Annotated in this window: 15 protein-coding genes; 4 read left to right on the plus strand and 11 right to left on the minus strand. The window is 70.6% G+C overall.

What is annotated here, in order from left to right:
• Nucleotides 1-72 precede the first annotated feature (72 nt).
• From AAIL17_RS15870 to AAIL17_RS15885, 4 genes are all read right to left on the minus strand, one after another.
• On the minus strand, nt 73-804 hold the full coding sequence (locus AAIL17_RS15870; RefSeq protein WP_424683830.1) for a c-type cytochrome: 732 nt from the start codon (nt 802-804) through the stop codon (nt 73-75).
• A 10-nt stretch (nt 805-814) separates the two neighbouring features.
• Nucleotides 815-3,406 carry an MtrB/PioB family outer membrane beta-barrel protein gene (locus tag AAIL17_RS15875; RefSeq protein ID WP_424683831.1) on the minus strand — a complete coding sequence of 864 codons (2,592 nt, stop codon included), beginning with the start codon at nt 3,404-3,406 and terminating at the stop codon, nt 815-817.
• A 24-nt stretch (nt 3,407-3,430) separates the two neighbouring features.
• Nucleotides 3,431-4,558: a DmsE family decaheme c-type cytochrome gene (locus AAIL17_RS15880; RefSeq protein WP_424683832.1), complete on the minus strand. Its 1,128-nt coding sequence runs from the start codon at nt 4,556-4,558 to the stop codon at nt 3,431-3,433.
• Between the two features lie 302 nt (nt 4,559-4,860).
• Entirely contained in the window at nt 4,861-5,385 is a 525-nt protein-coding gene (locus AAIL17_RS15885) for a hypothetical protein (protein ID WP_424683833.1), read from the minus strand.
• A gap of 112 nt (nt 5,386-5,497) precedes the next feature.
• Here AAIL17_RS15885 and AAIL17_RS15890 point away from each other — a divergent pair, with 112 nt between their 5' ends.
• Nucleotides 5,498-6,166, plus strand: a complete 669-nt coding sequence (locus AAIL17_RS15890; protein WP_424683834.1) for a TetR/AcrR family transcriptional regulator — start codon at nt 5,498-5,500, stop codon at nt 6,164-6,166.
• A gap of 59 nt (nt 6,167-6,225) precedes the next feature.
• On the opposite strand, the gene AAIL17_RS15895 is transcribed toward AAIL17_RS15890, so the two are convergent.
• Nucleotides 6,226-7,527 (minus strand): diguanylate cyclase, encoded by a 1,302-nt coding sequence (locus AAIL17_RS15895; protein ID WP_424683835.1) that lies wholly within the window; start codon nt 7,525-7,527, stop codon nt 6,226-6,228.
• Between the two features lie 124 nt (nt 7,528-7,651).
• Nucleotides 7,652-9,643: an ATP-dependent DNA helicase gene (locus tag AAIL17_RS15900; RefSeq protein ID WP_424683857.1), complete on the minus strand. Its 1,992-nt coding sequence runs from the start codon at nt 9,641-9,643 to the stop codon at nt 7,652-7,654.
• Nucleotides 9,644-9,699: 56 nt separating this feature from the next.
• Here AAIL17_RS15900 and AAIL17_RS15905 point away from each other — a divergent pair, with 56 nt between their 5' ends.
• From AAIL17_RS15905 to AAIL17_RS15915, 3 genes are all read left to right on the plus strand, one after another.
• Nucleotides 9,700-10,269, plus strand: a complete 570-nt coding sequence (locus AAIL17_RS15905) for a TMEM175 family protein (RefSeq protein WP_424683836.1) — start codon at nt 9,700-9,702, stop codon at nt 10,267-10,269.
• 95 nt (nt 10,270-10,364) lie between these two features.
• A complete protein-coding gene (locus AAIL17_RS15910) occupies nt 10,365-10,595 on the plus strand; it encodes a hypothetical protein (protein ID WP_424683837.1) in 231 nt (76 codons plus the stop codon).
• Nucleotides 10,596-10,665: 70 nt separating this feature from the next.
• Nucleotides 10,666-11,055 (plus strand): MAPEG family protein, encoded by a 390-nt coding sequence (locus AAIL17_RS15915; protein WP_424683838.1) that lies wholly within the window; start codon nt 10,666-10,668, stop codon nt 11,053-11,055.
• A gap of 259 nt (nt 11,056-11,314) precedes the next feature.
• Here the strand turns inward: AAIL17_RS15915 and AAIL17_RS15920 are convergent, their stop codons facing one another.
• The 5 genes from AAIL17_RS15920 to AAIL17_RS15940 form a co-directional block, all read right to left on the minus strand.
• Entirely contained in the window at nt 11,315-11,836 is a 522-nt protein-coding gene (locus AAIL17_RS15920; RefSeq protein ID WP_424683839.1) for a tetratricopeptide repeat protein, read from the minus strand.
• A gap of 67 nt (nt 11,837-11,903) precedes the next feature.
• On the minus strand, nt 11,904-14,204 hold the full coding sequence (mrcB, locus tag AAIL17_RS15925; RefSeq protein WP_424683858.1) for a penicillin-binding protein 1B: 2,301 nt from the start codon (nt 14,202-14,204) through the stop codon (nt 11,904-11,906).
• A 549-nt stretch (nt 14,205-14,753) separates the two neighbouring features.
• Nucleotides 14,754-15,581: an SDR family oxidoreductase gene (locus tag AAIL17_RS15930; protein WP_424683840.1), complete on the minus strand. Its 828-nt coding sequence runs from the start codon at nt 15,579-15,581 to the stop codon at nt 14,754-14,756.
• A 10-nt stretch (nt 15,582-15,591) separates the two neighbouring features.
• Complete coding sequence (locus AAIL17_RS15935) at nt 15,592-17,361, minus strand: hypothetical protein (protein ID WP_424683841.1); 1,770 nt, start codon at nt 17,359-17,361, stop codon at nt 15,592-15,594.
• Between the two features lie 75 nt (nt 17,362-17,436).
• Nucleotides 17,437-19,551: a bifunctional (p)ppGpp synthetase/guanosine-3',5'-bis(diphosphate) 3'-pyrophosphohydrolase gene (locus tag AAIL17_RS15940; protein ID WP_424683842.1), complete on the minus strand. Its 2,115-nt coding sequence runs from the start codon at nt 19,549-19,551 to the stop codon at nt 17,437-17,439.
• Between the last annotated feature and the right edge of the window lie 64 nt (nt 19,552-19,615).

A 19,615-nucleotide genomic window follows, 5' to 3' on the forward strand; every position in this document is an offset into this window, starting at 1 on the left:
AGGGTGGGCTTCAGCCCACCGGCCCGCTTGCAGAAAGGGCTGGTGGGCTGAAGCCCACCCTACGGCATGTGCTCAGAGGCTGGAGAGATACGCCGCCAGCGCCTGTACGTCGGCATCATCCAGCGTATCGGCCACCCCTTCCATCACCCGCGTGTTGCTGCTGCCGGGGCGGATGCCGTTGCGGAAGTCGGTCAGGCGTTTGGTGAGGTAGATCGCCGATTGCCCGCGCAGGCGCGGGATGGTCGACCACGGTGGATGCGGCGCCCTGCCCGGCTGCGCGCGCGGGCCCAGGGCATCGCCGCCGTGGCAGCCCTGGCAGGGCGGAATGCCGCGGGACGGATCGCCGGCAAGGAATATCTGTGCGCCGCGCGAGCTGGCGTCGCCCTGGCCGGCGGACTTCGGCGCGAGCGAGGCGAAGTGGCTGGCCAGGTTGCGCATGTCGGTGTCGCTGAGCGGCGCGGCCTGCCCGCTCATCACCGGATCGGTGCGCTGGCCGTCGTGGAACTGCTTGAGCTGCACGTAGAGGTAGGTCGCCGATTGCCCGGCCAGGTTGGGAAAGTTGGGCGCGACGGCGATGCCCTGCGGGCCGTGGCAGGCCATGCACACGGTGGCCTTGCCAGCGCCCGCGGACGCGTCGCCCTGGATCGGCGCCTGTCCGCGCAGGTCCAGGAACGTTGCCGACGAAGCCGCGGCTGGTGCGGATGCGGACGCAGCCGGCGTGGCGGCCGGCTCTTGGGCGCATGCTGGGAATGCGGTCCAGGCGAGCACCAACATGGCCAGCAGCGGGAGCGGTATGCGGTTCATGCGGTGGCCCTCACAGCTTGATGCTGAGCATGGCGCCGACCAGCGTGGCGCGGTAATGCAGCTGCGGGCCACGGTCGGTGTAGACGCGGTGGTCGTAGACCAGCGTGTCGTCGAAGCCCAGGTAGTGCCAGTCGAGGAAGCTGCCGCTCTGGTAGCGGCCGAACAGCCGTACGCCGATGCTCTCGGTGACCGGGAAGCTCAGGCCCGCGTCGAAGGTGCTCGAGCGGTAGTGGTTGTCGGGGAAGCGGCCGTCGAGCAGCGGCGCGGCGTCCGGGAAGGTCAGCGCGCCGGGCGAGGCGAAGTCGTAGCCGAGCTGCGAGAGCGACTGGGTGTAGTTCCACGCCAGGTCCAGCTTCACCCGTCCGAAGTCGTGGGCGAAGGTGATGCCGGCGTTGTAGTCGCGTTCGCGGTCCAGGTCGTGCCAGTAGTTCTCCAGCGGATAGAGCGGGCCGCCGAAGCTGGGATCGTCGCGGCCGACTGCGCCGACGACCGATTCGTTGTCGGCCACGTTGGCGAGCTTGAGCCGCGTGGTCTCGGCGCCGATATAGACGCTGGCGTTGGTGTGCGGCGCCGGCTGCCAGTCCCACTCGCCGGTGAAACCGGTGGTGCGCGTGTCCTGCCGGCCGACCAGCGCGTCGTACTGGTCGCGGTTGCCGTAGAAGGTGGCCGACACCGTGCTGCTGTCGCCCAGCGGATAGAGCAGGATCACCCGCGCCTTGGTTTCCTTGCGGTCGCTCATGTCGTACTTGCGCATGGCATCGACGGTGAACGCGGGCGGCGGGATGCCCCCGGCGTTGACGAAGCCCGGCAGCGACTTGGAGTAGTACGCCTCGTACGGGTCGTAGTTGTACGCGCCACCGCTGCGGTCGCCGTATTCGAAGCTGGCGCGCAGCGTCGCGGCGCCGAGCGAACGGCTGACCCAGGAGAGCTTGATGCGCTGCTCGTCCAGCCGCGTGCGCTCGCGGTGGCGCGGCTGGTTGTGGTCGAATGTGTAGACCAGGCTCAGCGAATCGGACTCGCCCACGTTCCAGTCGGCGCCCAGTTCCAGCAGCGTATCGCGGTAGCCGAACGGCACGCTGGCGATCTGTACGTTGGAGCTCGCGTAGTAGCCGTTGTCGAAGATGCCGGTCTCGCCCGGCACCACGCTGCCCTGCGCGCCGTTCTCGGAGATGTAGCCGTACTGCCCGGTGAGTGGGTTGTAGGCGAGGTAGCGGGTCTTGTTGTCCTCGTCGTAGTAGCGCAGGTCGGCGTGCCAGCCGAAGTTGCGGCCGGGATGGAAGGTCAGCTTGGCGTCGAGGAGCTGGGTGTCGATGCGCGCGTTGCCCGTGGGGCGCGAGAGCGCGGCCGGTGTGTTCCACAGGTCGCACGGGATCAGCTGCTGCAGCGGGCCGGCAGAGAAGCCCAGCGTGCCGGTGCAGTTGACCGGCGGCAACAGGTCGTCGTCCTGGCGCATGGTGCCGTAGGCGGCGGCCAGCGAGAGTTCGCCGCGCCACTTCAGTTCGCGCGACAACTCCAGGCGCAGGTTGTGGTAGTCGTTGTCCGGCTCCAGCGAATACTCGCCGTTGACCACCGGCGCCACGTTGGGTACGCCGACCACGTTGTGGATCAGGAACGGGTTCTGGTAGTCCAGGTAGCCCTTGTGGTCGCGGAAGAACGAGCCGTTGTAGAGCGCGTTGAAGTGCCACAGCTTGCCGACCCGGCGCAGGCCGAGGTTGACGTCGGTGGTGGTGAAGTCGATCGGCCGGACCGTCTCCATGATGCCGCCGTCGCCGCCGAACGGCGAGCCGGTGTCGGTGAAGAACGGGTAGTTGAAGAACATCGGCCCGCCCCACAGCCGCGTGCCGTCGCGCTTCTCGCTGGTGATCGAGGCGAAGCCGATCCAGTCGCGATAGAGCTCGCCTTCGAGGCTGAGGCCCGTGCGCGTGCGGGTCAGCCCGATCGTGCGCCTGGGCGCGGCTGCGGAAGCCTGCTGCACGGCGGCGATCGTGCTGCCGCCCGGCGTGAGTCCGGCCGGCAGGGTGAGGTTGCTGCTGCCGATGCCGTCCCAGATCGGGAAGGCATTGGTCGACACCGTGTGCGGGATGTCGCGGTAGAACGCCTCGACCTTGTAGTGCCCGTAGCGACCGGCGCGCAGGCGGTAGTACTGGTCGTTGCCGCTCAGGCGGCTGCCGCGGAATTCGACGTAGCTGCCGGTCCTCGGGTTGTCGAAGCCCAGCGCGAGCAGGCCCAGTGCCGCGCCGTTCTTCCAGTCGGTGTACTGGCGGAAGAATTCCGCGTTGCTGTCGCCGCCCAGGTGGATGTAGCCCAGTTGCAGCAGGCCCCAGTAGGTCCAATCGCCGCCCTGCCCCAGCGGCTTGCCGGCCAGGTCGTACGGATACGGATACAGCGCGCCGCTGGGCGTGCGCAGCATGCCCGGGTGCAGCCACGACATGCCGTCCGGATCAGGCGTCATCAGCGGCGACCAGCCGCGCGGGTCCAGCCCGTTGCCGTACTGCATGTCGCCCACGCGCATGGTGTCGCTGCCGTCGCTGGCGTGCGCCAGCGGCGCGCCGGCGAGCAGCGCGAGGAGGATGGCGCGGGACATCGGATGGATCGTGCGCATGGCGTACTCCTCCCCCGTCCGTTCCTACTTGTGGAAGCGCGAGCCCGAAGGGTTGTTCGAGCCGTGGATGTTGGTGTGGCAGGTCAGGCAGGCGCGGCCCATCAGGCGCTCGTCCGGGTTCGGCCCGCGGCCGAGGTTGGTCGGCACCTGCAGGTCGTTCGGGTGGCGGGTCATGGTGTGGCACTGCTGGCACAGCATCGGCACCGGCGCCACCAGCAGGGTCTGCTGGTTGGAGCCGTGCGGGTCGTGGCAGTTGAGGCAGTTCTCGCGCACCGGTGCGTGTTCGAACAGGAACGGTCCGCGCTTCTCGGCGTGGCAGGTGTAGCAGGTCTCGTTGACCGTGTCGGTCTTCAGCAGCGGACGGGTCAGCGTGCCGTGCGGGTTGTGGCAATCGGTGCAGGCCATCTGCCCTTCCGGCAGCGGCATGTGCGAGCGCCGGTTGAACTTGGCCATGATGTCCTTGTGGCAGGTGGCGCAGACCTCGTTGATCGTGGGCTTGGCCAGCACGCCTTCGGGCGACAGCCGCGCCATCGGGTTGTGGCAGTCGCTGCAGGACAGCCCGCGCGCCTCGTGCACCGAGCCGAGCCAGTGCTGGCGCGCGCCGCCGGCATGGCAGCCCAGGCAGACCGTGGTCTGGGTGTGCACGTCGGTCTTGGCGTCGTGGGTGAAGGCGATGATCGAGCCTGGCTGCGCCGGGTTCTTCGCGTGCTCCGAGCCGGGGCCGTGGCAGCTTTCGCAGGCCGCCTGCGGCCCGCTGTGGGCGGCGCCGGCGTTGAACGACTGCACGTGCAGCGAGTGGGCGGCGTGCATGTCCTCCAGCGAATGGCAGGCGATGCAGGTTTTCGCGCCTACCGGATCGGCGTCGGGCGCCAGCGGGTTGTGCGGGATCGGTGCGGCATCGAAGGGTGTGGCCGGGCTGTCGTCGACCTGCTGCAGGTGCGGGTCGTCCTTGCGGAAGGCGCCGGCTCCCATGTCGGTGGCCGGCAGCATGCGCGCGATGTCGGACTGGCTCAGCCCGCTGGAGGGCTGGCTCGCCGCCGGCGCGGGCGTTGCCTGTGGCGTCGACTGCGCCTGCGCCGCCGACCACAGCACCCCGCCAAGCCCTACTGCTACGGACAGCATGGCCGCGAACGAAAGCGGTATGGCGCGCATGGCTGGCGTCCCCGATGGCTGGCGTGAACCTGCAACGCAGGCCCCCAGCCCCCGCTGGTGGCCCGACACGGGCGCCTGCGCGCGCCGCCGGAGGCCAATAAACCCACCGGCGTGAAGACCGCATGCAAGCGCATCGCGCGGCTCCGGACAGCCTGGCAATCCAGCGCATACGCGCCATAGCCGCACGGAACCGCACCCGTGGGTGCGCCGCATCGACGCAAAGGTTGGATGCGTGATCTGGGTACGCTAGCGAGCGCCGGACACCCGCGGAGAGCAGGGTTTCCGCGAAGGTCGGCCGGTCCTCACGCGGCAGCAGCCCGCGCGGCCTGCACCGCGGGCTGCCGGGCCGGCGGACGCGCCAGCAGATAGAACGCGGCCACGTGCGTGATCATCAGCAGCGGCACGTAGATCACCGGGATGACGTAGGCGGCGCCCAGCTCTCCCGCCACGTCCGGAAGATGGGCATGGACGGCGTGGTAGTAGTCCACCAGCAGGTCGGCAATGCCCACGACGTTGAAGGCGACCACGAACAGCCAGAACAGCGGCCGCAGCCTCACGGCCAGAAGCGCGAGGATCGCCAGCACCCCGGTAGCCAGGTCGGCGTATGCGGCCAACCCGGCGAAACTGCCAGGCAGATGCGAGCCCACGACTCCCGGTATCACGAAGACCAGGCCAAAGAACCGGAAGCTGTGCAGGGTTGCGATGGCGCGGTGCGCGTCGACTGGGTCCATCGTCTTGAGCCGGGGCCAGAGGTATGCCCGATAGCAGAGCAGCCAGGCGACGTAGCCCAGCACGAGCTGGAGGGTAAAGATGTTTGCCGGTGACATGGAGGACTCCCGCGGCGGTGGGCTTTCGGGCTCGGCGGAGCGTCCTTGGTACCGCCAAGTACCAGTGCCGGCATGCTACGGTACCATCCAGTACCAACGCAAGAGGCTTTCCGTGAAGAAGCAGGCGATCGTCGAATCCGGTCCAACGCCGGCGCGCGAGCGGATCCTGCGCGCCGCGATGGAGTCCTTCATGGAGCACGGCTACACCCAGGCCAGCACCTTGAAGATCGCCACGCGCGCGCAGGTCTCCAAGCGCGAGCTGTACGCGCTGTTCGGCAGCAAGCAGGCGATGCTGGCGGCATGCATCGCCGATCGCGCGGGACGCATGCGGCTGCCCGGCCAACTGCCTCGACCAAGCGACCGGGAAGAACTCGCCACCGTACTCTCAGGTCTCGGCGCGACCGTCCTGCGCGAGGTCAGCGATCCGGCGGTGATGGCAGTGTTCCGGCTCGCGATCACCGAAGCACCGCGCGCGCCGGAGGTGGCCGCGACGCTCCAGACCGCCCGCCAGGCGATCTGCACGACGGTGCGCGAGATCCTCGCGCAAACCCAGTCGGCCGGGCTGGTCGGTGCCGGCGCCCCGGCCGACATGGCCGGCCGCTTTCTCGCGCTGCTCTGGGGCGACCTGATGATGGGCATGCTGTTGCGCCTGCGCACGGCACCAGGCGCGAAGGAGATCGACGAGCGGGCGCGAACGGCCGCCGCGGATTTTCTCCGGCTCTATCCACAGCCTGCGAACGCACCGACCGCCGCCGCCAGGCGACGCGCAGCCGCCCGGTGATGTCGCTGCGCTAGCGCTAGTTCGCGAAAGCGGGCGCGGCGGTCAGCCGAGCCGGCACGTCAGCCGGCGGCCGAAGTGGAACGCCGCCCCGTATCCGCATCCGTCCGGCGCTGGCCCTTGCGGGCGTAGAGCATGCGGTCCGCCGCGTCGATCAGCGAGGCGGCCTCCCAGCCGTGCTCGGGCGCGGCGCCGATGCCGATGCTGGCGCCGGGCCGCGCGGACTCGCGCGCGGCCGCCTCGTTGAGGCTGGCCTCGATGCGCCGTGCGATGTCCTGGGCTTGCGCCAGCGTCGTGCGTGGAAGCACCGCCAGGAACTCGTCGCCGCCGTAGCGGCCCAGCCGGTCGCCCTCGCGCAGCATCTCGCGCAGCCGCGCCACCACCCAGACCAACGCGCGGTCGCCGGCGCTGTGGCCGAACTGGTCGTTGATCGCCTTGAAGCGGTCCAGGTCGACCATGAACAGGCTGAGTGGCGCCTGCTCGCGCGCGTGCGTGGCCAGGTCGGTCTCCAGCGCAGCCAGCACGCCGCGGCGGTTGAGCACGCCGGTCAACGGGTCCTGCGCCGCTTCGGTCAGCAGGCTCTGCCGCGAGGCTTCCCAATAGGTCGCCATCTCGTTGAAACGCTCGGCCAGCAGGGTCAGCTCGTCGCTGCCGGTGACCGGCGCGCGCACGCCGGGCACACCCTCGCCCATGCTGCGCGCGGCACGGCCCAGCTCGTGGATCGGCCGCAGCAGCGAGCGCACGAATACCGTCACCAGCAACCCGGCTGCGAGGAGGGTCAGCGCCCACCCGGCGACCAGCCAGCGCAGCTGCCGGTGGCGCTCGGCGATCGCCCGCAGGTAGCGGCCCTTGACCACGGCGGTGAGCTGGCGGCGGGCCTGGGCGACATCGTCGATGGCCGCCTGCAGTTCGGTCTGCGCACGCGCATCGGCCGCGGCGTCGGCTGGACCCCTGGGCAATCGCCTGACCTGTTCGATCAGGCGCCGCACCGAGGGACGCGCGCTGGCCCAGGCCTGCTGGGCCTCGTCCACTTCCGAGGCGATGCCGCTGCCGCGGTCGACGGCCTCGATGCCGGCGAAGGTCTTGTCGATGGTGTCCGACAGCGCAGCGAAGTTGGGCGTGGATTCGCCGGTCTGTTCTTCCAGCTCATCGACCAGCGCGCGCTGCAGGTAGTGCTCGAGCGTGCTGAGCGGCAGCAGCGTGGTGACCGACTCCTCCACCGATTCGCTGAAAGCCGCTTCCTGCTCGTTGAGCACCGCCACGCTGACCACGCTCAGCGCGACCAGCGGCAGCAGCACCAGGAGCAGGAAAAGCGCCAGGCGCTGGGCGACGCTGAGACGGCGTAACCGCTGTTCCCACTTCATCCTCGTCACCTCCGGACAGCCTGCCCGCACGGACCGGTCCGGCGCAGATTAGCCGCATGCCACACGGCATGGGGTGACCTGCGTCCGATCCGCCTGTGCGCCGGGCTTGCGCGCCTGGGCTCCATCAACCGCCCGCGGCGGCGCTCGCCGCGGGCGCAACGTCGAAAAACCCCCGCACGTCCGCCAGTTCGCGCGTGCGGGGCATCGGCGGCAGGCTGGCGAGAAACAGGCGCCCGTAACCCTTGGTGGTCAGGCGCGGGTCGCACAGCATCAGCACACCGCGGTCGTGCACGTCGCGGATCAGCCGGCCGGCGCCCTGCTTGAGCGCGATCGCGGCGGCCGGCACCTGCCACCCCATGAACGGGTTGATGCCCGACTGCTCCAGCGCATCCAGGCGCGCCTGCAGCACCGGATCGTCGGGTGCGGCGAAGGGCAGCTTGTCGATCACCACCACGCTGAGCGCCTCGCCGGCGACGTCGACGCCTTCCCAGAAGCTGGCCGCACCGAGCAGCACGCCGTGGCCGCTGGCGCGGAAATCCTCCAGCAACTGATGGCGCGGCGCGCTGCCCTGCACGAACAGCGGCCACGGCACGCGGTCGGCGAGCAGCTCGGCCGCACGACGCAGCGCGCGGTGCGAGGTGAACAGCAGGAAGGCGCGGCCGTGGGAGGCCTCGAGCACCGGCAGCGCGGCCTCGATCACGCGCTCGGTGTGGTCGCGTGCGCCCGGGTCCGGCAGGCCCGCGGGCAGGTAGCACAGCGCCTGGCGGGCGTAATCGAACGGGCTGTCCAGGTTGAGCGTCTGCGGATCATCCAGGCCGAGCTGGCGGGCGAAGTGGTCGAAGCTGCCGGCGACCGAGAGCGTGGCGGAGGTGTGGATCCACGCCGCCTGGGTACGTTCGCGCATGGCGCGCAGCGGTGCGGCCAGGTCCAGCGGCGTGGCGTGCAGCGCGAAACCGTGCGGAAACAGTTCGTACCAGCGCACGTCCTGCTCGCCGCCACCCTCGACGATGCGGTCGAGCCGCTCGGTGAGCGCGGCGGCGCGTTCGTGCGCATTGGCCAGGCCGCGCGAGCGTTCGGCCTGCGAGGCCAGCAGGTCGGTGAAGGCAGCGAGCAGTTCGCCGAGGTCGCGCAGGCCCTCGTGCACGGCGGCCAGCGCGTCCAGTTGCTGGAACGGTCCGCGCGCGGGCAGCGCGTCCATCGCCAGGCGCAGGCGGCGCAATTCCCCCTGCAAGGCCTCGGCCGGTTCGAGCAGCAGGCCGATGGCGCCAGTCACGCCGTTGCATTCGCGCAACGTGTCGGCGGCGAGGTCGGCGAGCTGGCGCGCGCTCACGCTCTGCGAGAAGAACTGCCCGGCGAGCTCCGGCACCTGGTGCGCCTCGTCGAGGATGAAGGCGCCGGCGCCGGGCAGGATCTCGCCGAAGCCCTCCTGCTTGAGCGCCAGGTCGGCGAACAGCAGGTGGTGGTTGACCACCACCAGGTCCGCCTCCTGCGCTTCGCGGCGCGCCTTGACCACGTGGCAGTCGTCGAAGAACGGGCACTCGACGCCGACGCAGTTTTCCGGCGTGGAGGTAACGCGCGGCCACAGCCCCGATTCCTCCGGCACCTCGGCCAGCTCCATGCGGTCGCCCGCGCGGGTGCGCGCCGACCACGCGCGGATGGCCGCCAGTTGCGAGGCCTCCGTGCGCTCGAAGGTACTGCCCTCGCGCACGGTCTGGTCCAGCCGGTACAGGCACAGGTAATTGGCGCGGCCCTTGAGCAGCGCGGCCTTGCCGCGGGTGCCGAGCACGGCGCGCACCTTCGGCAGGTCGCGGAAGAAGAGCTGGTCCTGCAGCGCCTTGGTGCCGGTGGAGACGATCACCCGCTCGCCGGAGAGCAATGCCGGGACCAGGTAGGCGTAGGTCTTGCCGGTGCCGGTGCCGGCTTCGGCGACCAGCGTGTCGCGGTTGGCGATCGCATCGGCGACCGCGCGCGCCATCGCCTGCTGCGCCAGGCGCGGGGCGAAGTTCGGCAGCTCACGGGCGAACGGGCCGTCGGCGTCGAGCAGCGCGCCGATGTCGTCGGGATCGGTCATCCGCCAAGTATCGCCGAGCCGGTGCGCGCGCGCACTGGCGAGCATGGCCATGCCGGCGCACCATGGCTGCCTTCCATCCACCCGCGACTCGGGGAAGCGCCATGGCTGAGGAAAAGGCGACCGCGCACCGGCTGGCCGGCTACTCCGACGCGGTGTTCGCGGTGATCGTGACGATCATGGTGCTGGAACTGAAAGCGCCCGACGTGGCGGCGTTCTCGGCGCTGCTGCCGCTGTGGCCGACGGCCATCAGCTACGTGGTGAGCTACCTGTTCATCGCGGTGATCTGGATCAACCACCATCACCTGATGCGCCTGGCCGGTCCGCCGACGCTCGGCTTCATGTGGACGAATTTCCTGCACCTGTTCCTGGTGTCGCTGCTGCCCTTCGCCACGTCATGGGTCGCGCGTACCGGTCTGGCGTCGGCGCCGGTGGTGTTCTACGCGGGTCTCTTCGTGTGCATCGACATCGCCTACAACCTGTTCGAGCGGCAGGTGCTGGCCGACGCCGAGCGCGTGGCCGAACGCACGCGCCGCCTGGCCCGGCGGCGGTCGCTCGCGGCGCTGGCGATCTTCGCGATGGCCGGGCTGGTGGCGTTCGTCGCGCCGCGGGTCGGCTTCGGCCTGGTGTGCGCGGGACTGGTTCTCCACCTGCGGCCGGACATAGCGCGCTGAGCCGTTGCACCGCGCATGGTTTGCGGGAGTTGGCGGCCGCATTCGAGGCGCATGCCATGATGTCTGGACATGTCACCGAGAATGCGGGATCTGCCATGTCCAAGCCGACCGTCCCCTCCCCGACACCACGCGCCTGGTTCGTGGTGCTGCACGAGTTCGCATCCGGTCGGTGGCAGGTCGTCGGTGAAGTCCCGCGACGTCCCGGACTGCCCGCACGCGCGGCGCGCGCCCAGGCGGTGCGAGAGGCGATCGGTGGCGATCCTGCACCTGGCCAGTCCTATGCAGCCGTATTACGAAGCGAATGGCGGATCGCCGCCGAGCTTTGATCGTGCACGACGGTAGCTTCAGTCCACCGAGTGGATCACCATCCGCCTCGTCCAACCGAAGGAGCAAACCGTGAGCATCGAAATCCGCATGCTGGTGTGGAGCGTGATCCTCGGGCTGGTGCAGATTCTCGTCGCCGCCGTGGCGGGGATGGGACAGCGCGGGACGGCCTGGGCGGCCAGTTCGCGCGATGAGCCGCCGGCAGTATTGACCGGCGTGGCCGGGCGGCTGGATCGCGCACGCGCGAATTTTCTGGAGACCTTCGCGTTCTTCGCGGCGCTGGTGCTCGCGGTGGTGGCGACGGGGCGGCAGGACGCGACCAGCGCGCTGGGCGCGCAACTGTATTTCTGGGGACGGCTGGTCTACGTGCCGATCTATGCGGCGGGGATTCCGTACGTGCGCACGCTGGTGTGGGCGGTGAGCATCGCCGGGCTGGTGTTGGTGCTGGTGGCGATGTTCTGAGGTGGTGCGGTTCGAGGCTGCCGCGGGCTGATTTTCATTCGGCTTCGGTCATCGCCTGAGGCGAGCCCCGGCCCCTCACCCCAGCCCTCTCCCCGCAGGGGAGAGGGAGCCAGAAGCAGCAGCCTCGAGCAAGACCCGCGCGGGAACCGCCTTGCTCCCTCTCCCCTCCGGGGAGAGGGTTGGGGTGAGGGGCCGGGGCTCGCGAAGATGCGGATCGTGGTTGTGGGAACGAAGGCGGAGTGAGACGCGCGAGCGCCGCTCAATAGCGCGGCACACCTTCCTTGTGGCACCCCTGCACACCCTTGCGGGCGGCGGCGGCGCCGGCTTCGTCGCCGGCCTGCAGACGCATTTCCACCACCGTCTGCCAGTTGCGCGCGCACAGCGGACCCAGTTGCGGACCGAGCGACCAGGACTGCCGCGCGAGCCGTTCGGCGCCCGCGTAGTCATGCAGGCGGATGGCGACTTCGGCCCGGTCCTGCAGCAGGTCGGGCGAGTCGGGATTGAGCTTGAGCGCCTGGTCGAGCTTGGCCGCGGCATCGGTGTAGCGGCCGGCGCGTTCGTCGGCCTGGGCGGCGTCCTGCCACGCACTGACGCCAGGATCACGCAGCGGCGCCACGTCGATCACCGACTGCTCGCGCGCGCCGGCGGCGCGGATCGCCGCGACCATGTCGTAGGCCGGCCGGACCGGCCGCTCCTCCTGCGGCGGCGCGTTGAAGCAGCCGGCGAGCAGCAGGGCGGCGAGCGCGGGAGTGGCGAGGCGATAGCGTGCAACGGCGGACATCGAAAGGATCTCGGGCGAAGAAGTTCGGGCGAAGAAAATCAGGCGAAGGAAACCAGGCGAATGAAAATCAGGGTTGAGTGGTGGCAGCCGGCGCGGGCGCGCCATCGCCGTTGAACATGTCGCCGATGCGCTGCCAGAAGCAGCCTTCGGTTTCCGGCGGAAGCGAGCCGGCGACGACCGGGAACTGCCGCGCGCCCTCGCACTCCGGCTGCGTCGGCTTGCCATCGGTCGGATTGATCCAGGCCATTTCCAGGCCTTCGCCCGGCGCCGCGGAGAGCGGCCGCGTGGGCAGGTGGCGGAACAGGTCCTGCCAGGCGCGCAGGCCGCCGGTGGCGCCGAACAGGCCGGTCGGCTTGTTGTCGTCGCGACCCATCCAGAACACCGCCAGGCGGTCGGCGGTGAAGCCGGCGAACCAGCTGTCGCGCATGTCGTTGCTGGTGCCGGTCTTGCCGGCGGCGTTGAGCCAGGCCAGCGAGGAATCGCCCAGGCTGTGCGCGGTGCCGTAATCGGCCACCTGCTGCATCGCCCAGGTGATCAGGCGCACCGCTTCCTGGTACTCGCCCTTGCCGCCCTCGACCTCGTAGCGCTTGATGGTGTGGCCGCTGCCGTCGACCACGCCGCGTACCGCCAGCAGCGGCAGCGCGTGGCCGTCGGCGGCGAGGTATTCATAGAGTTGGGCGACCTGGAACGGCGACAGGTCGACCGCGCCGATCAGCATCGACGGGCTCGGGTTGACGTCGGTAAGGCCGAACGATTCGAGGAACGCCTTTACCCGCGGCACGCCCACCGCCAGGCCCAGGTGGATGGTTGCCAGGTTCCACGAATGCGCCAGCGCGTCGACCATCGGCACGAAGCCGTGCGACTGGTTGTCGTCGTTCTGCGGTATCCAGGTCTTGCCGCTGGGCTGGCGCAGCATGATGGGCGAATCGTCCAGCGGCGTGCCCAGGTTCCAGTGCGCCGGATCGGTCAGCGCGACCAGATAGACGAACGGCTTGACCAGCGAGCCCATCGGCCGGCGCGCGTCCAGCGCGCGGTTGAAGCCGGTGTCGCCGGGCGACTTGCTGCCGACCACCGCCAGCACGTTGCCGGTACGCGTGTCGGTCACCACGCCGGCCGCCTGCACCTTGTCGCCGCGCTTGCCCATGCCCTTGAGCGAATTGGCGACCGCCTGCTCGGCGTAGAGCTGGGCGGCGGGATCGAGCGTGGTGAAGATCGACAGCTTGCCGTCGCGCAGCGTCTCGTCGTCGAAATCGTTGGTGATCTGCGCGCGCACCAGTTGCATGAAGGCCGGGAAGCGGTTGTGCGGCAGTTGCGCGCTGGAGGCGATGTCCAGTGGCGCCGCCTGCGCGGCGTTGGCCTGGTTGGCGTCGAGCAGGCCGGTGTCGTAGAACTCCTTCAACACCAGGTTCCGCCGTTCCAGCGCGCGCTTGGGGAAGCGGCGCGGGTCGTAGTAGCTCGGGCCCTTGACCATGCCGACCAGCAGCGCGATCTCCTGCGGCCGCAGGTCTTCCATGCGGCGACCGAAGTAGAACTCCGCACCCGCCGCAAAGCCGTGCACGGCCTGGTTGCCCTGCTGGCCCAGGAACACTTCGTTGATGTAGGCCTCGAGGATGCGGTCCTTCGAGTAGTGCGCCTCGATCAGCAGCGAGAGCAGCGCCTCGTTGAACTTGCGCACCAGGTTCTGGTTGCGGTCCAGGAACAGGTTGCGCACCAGCTGCTGGGTCAGCGTGGAGCCGCCCTGCACGGTGTGGCCGGCGCGCAGGTTGGCGAAGGCGGCGCGCAGGATGGCGGAAAAATCCAGCCCGATGTGATGCTTGAAGTCGCGGTCCTCGACCGCCTGCAGGCCCTTGACCAGCAGCGGCGGCACGTCGGCCAGGCGCACGATGCGGCGCTCTTCCTGCTGTGCGCCGTAGACGGTGGCGATGCGCGCGGGGTCGAGGTGGGCGAGCTTGATCGGCTCGCCGCTGGTGGCGTCGGCCACCGCGTCGACCTGGCCCTTGCCCAGCGTCACGCGAATGCGCTTGGGCAGCTCGCCGCCGTCCGGGCCGGCGTAGCCGCGCGAGGAGATCACGTAGCGGCTGCCGTTGCGCGTCCAGCTCCCCGGCACCTTGCCGTTGGCGTCGTGGGTGTAGCCGGCGAAGGTCAGTTCCAGTTCCAGCGCGGAGGGCGACATCGGCACGCCCTGCGCCAGCTCCAGCGGCCGCGCGTAGACGCGCGTGGGCACGGCGAAGACCAGGTCGTTGAAGCGGTCCTGCACGCGCTTGTTGAGGATCAGCGTGTACGGCAGCAGGAAGCCCAGACCCAGGCCAAGCACCACCCAGAACGGGATGCGCAGCCAGCGCCAGGCGTGGCGCGCGAACGCGCCCATGCGGGAGTTCAGTGCCAAGGTCGGGAACCTGGATCCAAGGTAAACCCGATCATAGGGCGTGCCACCCCGCGCGCATCTGAACGCGGGCCCGCGGGCGAGGCGCCGGGATGGCCCGCGCGTGACGATTTCCGGGCAGAGGCGGACGGCCCGCTTCGATCCTTCCCCCCGTTCACGGGGGAGGGATTCGAAGCGCGGTCCACAAAGCCGAGCCTTCCTCCGCGAACGCGGGGGAAGGTGCCGACAGGCGGATGGGGGCGCTCTTGGACGCGATACCCAGGTGGGCCTTTCGCCAGGCTTCCCCCATCCGCCCTGCGGGCACCTTCCCCCGTTCACGGGGGAAGGATTCGAAGCGCGGTCCACAAAGCCGAGCCTTCCTCCGCGGACGCGGGGGAAGGTGCCGACAGGCGGATGGGGGTGTTCTGGAGGCGATGCCTGGGTGGTGCCTATCGCAAGGCTTCCCCCATCCGCCCTGCGGGCACCTTCCCCCGTTCACGGGGGAAGGATTCGAAGCGCGGTCCACTTGTCCGAGCCTTCCCCTCGCGGACCCGATCAGGGACGCCAGCAGGTCTCGTCGGGCCGGAACGGGCGTGGATGCACGCCGAGCAGGCGTTCCAATTCGCCGTTGTCGGCGACCAGGTCCGACTCCAGCCGCATCAGCGGCCCGCGCAGCCGCGGCACCGCGTGGCGCGCCAAGCGCAGCATCCATGCGGGCAACGGCAGCGGCAGCGTGGCGACCGGCAGGCTGCGGTGGACGCGGGCGAACATTTCGCTGGCGGGCAGCCGCTCGCCGCCGCCGAGCATCAACACGCGGTTGGCGGGGCGGTCGATCGCCGCCAGCGCCGCCAGTGCGATGTCGTCGGCATGCACCGGCTGGCGCAGGCCGCTGCCCGCGGGCAACGCGAAGACGCGCATACGCATGGCGCGCCGGGCCAGCGGGGTAAGACTCTTGTCGCGCGCGGCGCCATAGATCAACGTGGGCCGCAACACGGTCCAGCCACAGCCCAGCGCCGCGCAGGCGGCGGCCAGTTCCGCTTCGCCCTGCTGGAGCTGGCGCGCGATCTCGCGCTCGGCGGGCACCGGCGATTCGGCCTTGCTCTGCGCGCTCATCGAGCTGGTGGCGACGATCCGCGGGGCGTTGGACGGTGCCGCGGCCGCAAGCCAGCGCGCGAACGCTTGCAACGGGCCGAAGCTGACGATGGCGCTGACCGGCGGCAACGCGGGCACGCCGTCGGGCAGGCCGCCTTCGAGCCAGTGCACGCCCTCACCATCGGCATGCGAGCGGCGGCTCACCGCGATCACCGGTTCACCGCGCGCGCGCAGGCGCGGCAGCAGGAAGTGGCCGATCTGGCCGCTGGCCCCGAACACCGCGACGGTCATGCGACGCGGCTCAGCGGCCTGACTGCAGGCGCAGCGAGAGTTCGGTCACGCGCGGCTGGTACGGTGCGAGCTTGCGCGCCTGCGCGATCGACTGCGCGGCATTGGCGCGGTCGCCGCGATCGAGCTGCTGCTCGGCCTGGTCGAGCCAGGCGTCGACCAGCCGGGTGCGCAGCACGCTGGCGTTGGAATCGCCGGGTGAAAGGTCGCCGAGCGCGCCGAGCAGCTCGCCGGCCTTGTCCAGCCTGCCGCCGGACAACGCCTGGTTGAACTGCTGCACGACCAGGTTGGGCAGGTCTTCCAGACCCTGCAGCGCGGCCTGGTTGTTGCCGTCGATGGCCAGCGCATTGCGGTACAGGTCGTAGGCGCTCTCGCCCGGCGGCAGCATGATCTGCCCCTGCGAGGCGGCGCTGCGGGCCTGCCGCACCAGCTCGGCGACCTGCTCGATCTGGTCGGCGCTCAGGGGCGGCGGAGGCGGCGGGGGCGGTTCGGCTTGCGGCGCCGGCGGCGGCGCCGTGGAAGGCTGTGGCGCGGACTGCTGCGGCGGCGCCGTGGCGGGTGCGGGCTTTTGCGCAGGAACCGGCTTGGCCTGCGCGAGCGTGGTGCGCAACCGCGCGCGCGCCGCGGCGAGGTCGGCCGACTTGGGCGCGAGCGCTTCGGCCTGGTCGAGCAGGCCGGAGGCCTGCTCCGTGTCGCCGGCATCGAGCGCCGCGTTGGCCTGCACCACCAGGGCCTGGGCGACCTGGCCCAGGCCGGCGCGCGCCTGCGGATTCTCCGGGTCCAACTTCAGCGCAGCCTGGAAATGCGCCAGCGCGGTGTCGTCGCCGGCGCCGCTGATGCGGCCGTCGCGCAGCGCCTGCTGGCCTTGCGAAATGGCTTCCAGCAGCGCGCCGTCATCCTTCTGTTGCGCCTGCGCGAGCGCGGCGCGCAGCGCCGGCAGGTCGCCGTAGGTGGGCAGCAGCGCAGCGAGCTGGTCGATGGTGGTGGAGGCGGCGTTCGGATCGTCGTGGGCAAGCGCGGCGCGCGCCTGGTTGGCGAGGGCGGCACCGACCTGGTCCAGCCCGTGCCTGGCGACGGCGTTGTCCGGATCGGCGGCGAGCATGCGCTGGTACAGCGTGCCGGCGCCGTCCGCGCCGGTGAGCTTGCCCGCGGCAAGCGCCTGCTGCGCCTGGTCCACCAGGCCATCGGCCGGTTCGGCGGCGCCGCGCGTCTGTTCGATCATGCGACCGAGCCGGTCCACGTCGGTGCCGCCGCCGAGCAGTTCGCGGGCGACGGCGAGCTCGCGCTGCGCCTCGTCCAGGCGGCCGGCGCGGTAGGCGGTGTCGGCGCGCGAGAGTTCGGCCATGCCGACCTGGTGCAGGCCGTCGCGGGCGCGGTCGTTGTCCGGTTCGAGCGCACGCGCGGCCTGGTACAGCTCGCGCGCGCTGGTGCCGTCGGTGCCGTCCAGGCGGCCGTCCTGCAGGGCCTTGTCGGCGCGGCTGAGCACGTCGTTGAGCTCGGTGCGCGGGACCATCTCGCGCAGGCTGTTCTGGTACTGGTACAGCATCCACGCGCCGCCGGCGAGGATCAGCGCGAGCACGATCACCAGCATGTGCCAACTGCGCAGGCGCAGGCGGCGATGGCGCCCCGGCGGCGCGCGCCGCGGTGCCTCGAAGTCGATGCGCGGCAGGCGGTCGTCCGGGTCGTCCGCGCGCGGATGGCGCGGCGCGTCCAGGTCGCCCAGATCGCCCAGCGTGGGTTCGGCGCGCCCGTCCCGGCCGTTTTGGTCTCTGCGTCCGCTCATGGTCCAAAGCTGTCCTGGCAACGCATCCAGCTTAGCATCGCGTACTTCGCGCGCCGGCCGGTGAAGTCTTTGCATTCAGCTTGCGCTGACGCGGCGCGCCTCCACCACGTTCGGCAGCGCCACCAGCTTGCCCAGCAGGCCGGAAAGCTGCTCGAAGTCGCGCACGCGCAAGGTGAAACGCATCTCCACCTCGCCGGTGCGCCCGTCCACGCGGCTGGAGGAGGCCACGATCGGCGTGCCGACGTTGCTGATCAGGTTGGTGACGTCCTTCTGCAAGCCCTTGCGGTCGTAGCCGCGCAGTTCGATGTCGACCTGGTAGGACTGCGCCGACGCCCTGCCCCACTCCACCTCGATGACGCGGTCCGGATCGCGCCTTGCCAGCCGCGCCAGGCTGGCGCAGTCGGCGCGATGCACCGACACGCCGCGACCCTTGGTGATGAAGCCGCGCACGCTGTCGCCGGGCAGCGGCTGGCAGCAGCGCGCCAGCACCGTGAGCAGGTTGCCGACGCCCTCGATGCGCAAGGCGCCGTGGTCGGGCGCGACGTGCCGCGCCACCGGCTGTGCCGGCGGCGGCGCCGGTTCCACCGGCTGCGCGGCCTCCTGCAGCACGCGCGCGATCTGGCCGCCGCTGACCTCGCCGAGGGCGAGCGCGACCAGGAGCTCGTCGTGGGTCTTGAGGTGGAAGTGCGCAGGAAGTTTCGTCAGGTCGGCCGCCGGCAGCGCCAGGCGCTTCAGCTCGCGCTCGAGCAGCGCGCGGCCGGCGGCCAGGTTGGCGTCGTAGGCGATGCGGCGGAACCAGCCGCGCGCCTTCTCGCGCGCGCGGCTGGTGTTGAGGTAGCCGTGGTGCGGCGACAGCCAGTCGCGGCTCGGCTCGGCGTTCTTGGCGGTGATGATTTCCACGCGGTCGCCGCTGTGCGGCTGGTGGGTCAGCGGCACGATGCGCCCGTTGACCTTGGCGCCGCGGCAGCGGTGGCCCACCTCGGTATGCACGTAGTAGGCGAAATCCAGCACCGTCGCGCCGTGCGGAAGATCGAACACCTCGCCCTTGGGCGTGAGCAGGTAGACGCGGTCTTCCATCAGCTCGGTGCGCAACCCTGCCGCGACGTCCTCGTCGGCGCGCGGCTCGAGCAGCTTGCGCATCCAGGCGATCTTGGCCTCGAACTCCGCGTCGGCGCCGCCGCCTTCCTTGTAGCGCCAGTGCGCGGCGACGCCCAGCTCGTTGTCGCGGTGCATGGCGTGGGTGCGGATCTGCACCTCCAGCGTCTTGCCCGCAGGTCCGATCACCGCGGTGTGCAGCGAGCGGTAGCCGTTGCCCTTGGGACGCGCCAGGTAGTCGTCGAACTCGCGCGGCAGGTGCTGCCACTGCGCGTGCACGACGCCGAGCGCGCCGTAGCAGTCGGCCACGCTGTCGACCAGGATGCGCACCGCGCGGATGTCGTACAGGTCGGCGAATTCCAGCCCCTTGCGCTGCATCTTCTTCCAGATGGAATAGATGTGCTTCGGACGGCCGGCCAGGTCGGCCTTGATGCCGGCGGCCTCGAGCGCCGCGCCGAGCTCGGACAGCACCTGGGCGATGAACGCCTCGCGGTCGGCGCGACGCTCGTCGAGCAGGCGCGCGATGCGCTTGTACGTGTCCGGCTGCAAATAGCGGAAGGCCAGGTCCTCCAGCTCCCACTTGAGCTGCCAGATGCCCAGCCGGTTGGCCAGCGGCGCGTGGATGTCGCGGGTGAGCCGGGCCAGCGCCATGCGTTCGGCCTCCGGCCGCGCCGCCGCGCCACGCATCTTCGCCAGTTGGCGCGCGAGCAGCACGAACACCACGCGCAGGTCGCGGATGATCGCCAGCAGCAGCCGGCGCAGGCCCTCGGAAGTGCCGGTCTCGCGCTGCGCGTGCAGGGCCCAGACTTTCTGCGCGGCGAGCTGGCCTTCGACCAGGCGTTGCAGCTCCGGCGGCAGCGCCTGTACGTGCACGGTCCATGCCTGCGGATCGCGCAGGGCCAGCTCGAACCACACCGCCGCGGCCTGGGTCTGCGCGTCGCAGCCGAGCATCGCGAGCAGGTCCAGCGTGTCCGCGCACTCGCCTTCGTTCGCCGGGGTGCCGGCCGCCAGCGCGGCGGCCAGCGGGGGCGAGGCAGCGGCGCGTTCCTGCCATGCGGCGAGGCGTGTCGATGCGGGGTGGGCGGGCTGGGACATGGGAAGCGACATTCTAGAAGAAGCGGATGCGAAGACCGCACGGGGGCAGTGTTGGGCTTCCCGC

It is taken from the genome of Frateuria sp. YIM B11624, assembly GCF_049727805.1.
In the GTDB taxonomy this organism is placed as follows: domain Bacteria; phylum Pseudomonadota; class Gammaproteobacteria; order Xanthomonadales; family Rhodanobacteraceae; genus Frateuria_A.

Excerpts from the sequence above, each read along its gene's own strand:
- AAIL17_RS15870 (WP_424683830.1), bottom strand. The coding sequence starts at position 804 with ATGAACCGCATACCGCTCCCGCTGCTGGCCATGTTGGTGCTCGCCTGG.
- AAIL17_RS15875 (WP_424683831.1), bottom strand. The coding sequence starts at position 3,406 with ATGCGCACGATCCATCCGATGTCCCGCGCCATCCTCCTCGCGCTGCTC.
- AAIL17_RS15880 (WP_424683832.1), bottom strand. The coding sequence starts at position 4,558 with ATGCGCGCCATACCGCTTTCGTTCGCGGCCATGCTGTCCGTAGCAGTA.
- AAIL17_RS15885 (WP_424683833.1), bottom strand. The coding sequence starts at position 5,385 with ATGTCACCGGCAAACATCTTTACCCTCCAGCTCGTGCTGGGCTACGTC.
- AAIL17_RS15895 (WP_424683835.1), bottom strand. The coding sequence starts at position 7,527 with ATGAAGTGGGAACAGCGGTTACGCCGTCTCAGCGTCGCCCAGCGCCTG.
- AAIL17_RS15900 (WP_424683857.1), bottom strand. The coding sequence starts at position 9,643 with ATGCTCGCCAGTGCGCGCGCGCACCGGCTCGGCGATACTTGGCGGATG.
- AAIL17_RS15905 (WP_424683836.1), top strand. The coding sequence starts at position 9,700 with ATGGCTGAGGAAAAGGCGACCGCGCACCGGCTGGCCGGCTACTCCGAC.
- AAIL17_RS15910 (WP_424683837.1), top strand. The coding sequence starts at position 10,365 with ATGTCCAAGCCGACCGTCCCCTCCCCGACACCACGCGCCTGGTTCGTG.
- AAIL17_RS15920 (WP_424683839.1), bottom strand. The coding sequence starts at position 11,836 with ATGTCCGCCGTTGCACGCTATCGCCTCGCCACTCCCGCGCTCGCCGCC.
- mrcB (WP_424683858.1), bottom strand. The coding sequence starts at position 14,204 with ATGGGCGCGTTCGCGCGCCACGCCTGGCGCTGGCTGCGCATCCCGTTC.
- AAIL17_RS15930 (WP_424683840.1), bottom strand. The coding sequence starts at position 15,581 with ATGACCGTCGCGGTGTTCGGGGCCAGCGGCCAGATCGGCCACTTCCTG.
- AAIL17_RS15935 (WP_424683841.1), bottom strand. The coding sequence starts at position 17,361 with ATGAGCGGACGCAGAGACCAAAACGGCCGGGACGGGCGCGCCGAACCC.
- AAIL17_RS15940 (WP_424683842.1), bottom strand. The coding sequence starts at position 19,551 with ATGTCCCAGCCCGCCCACCCCGCATCGACACGCCTCGCCGCATGGCAG.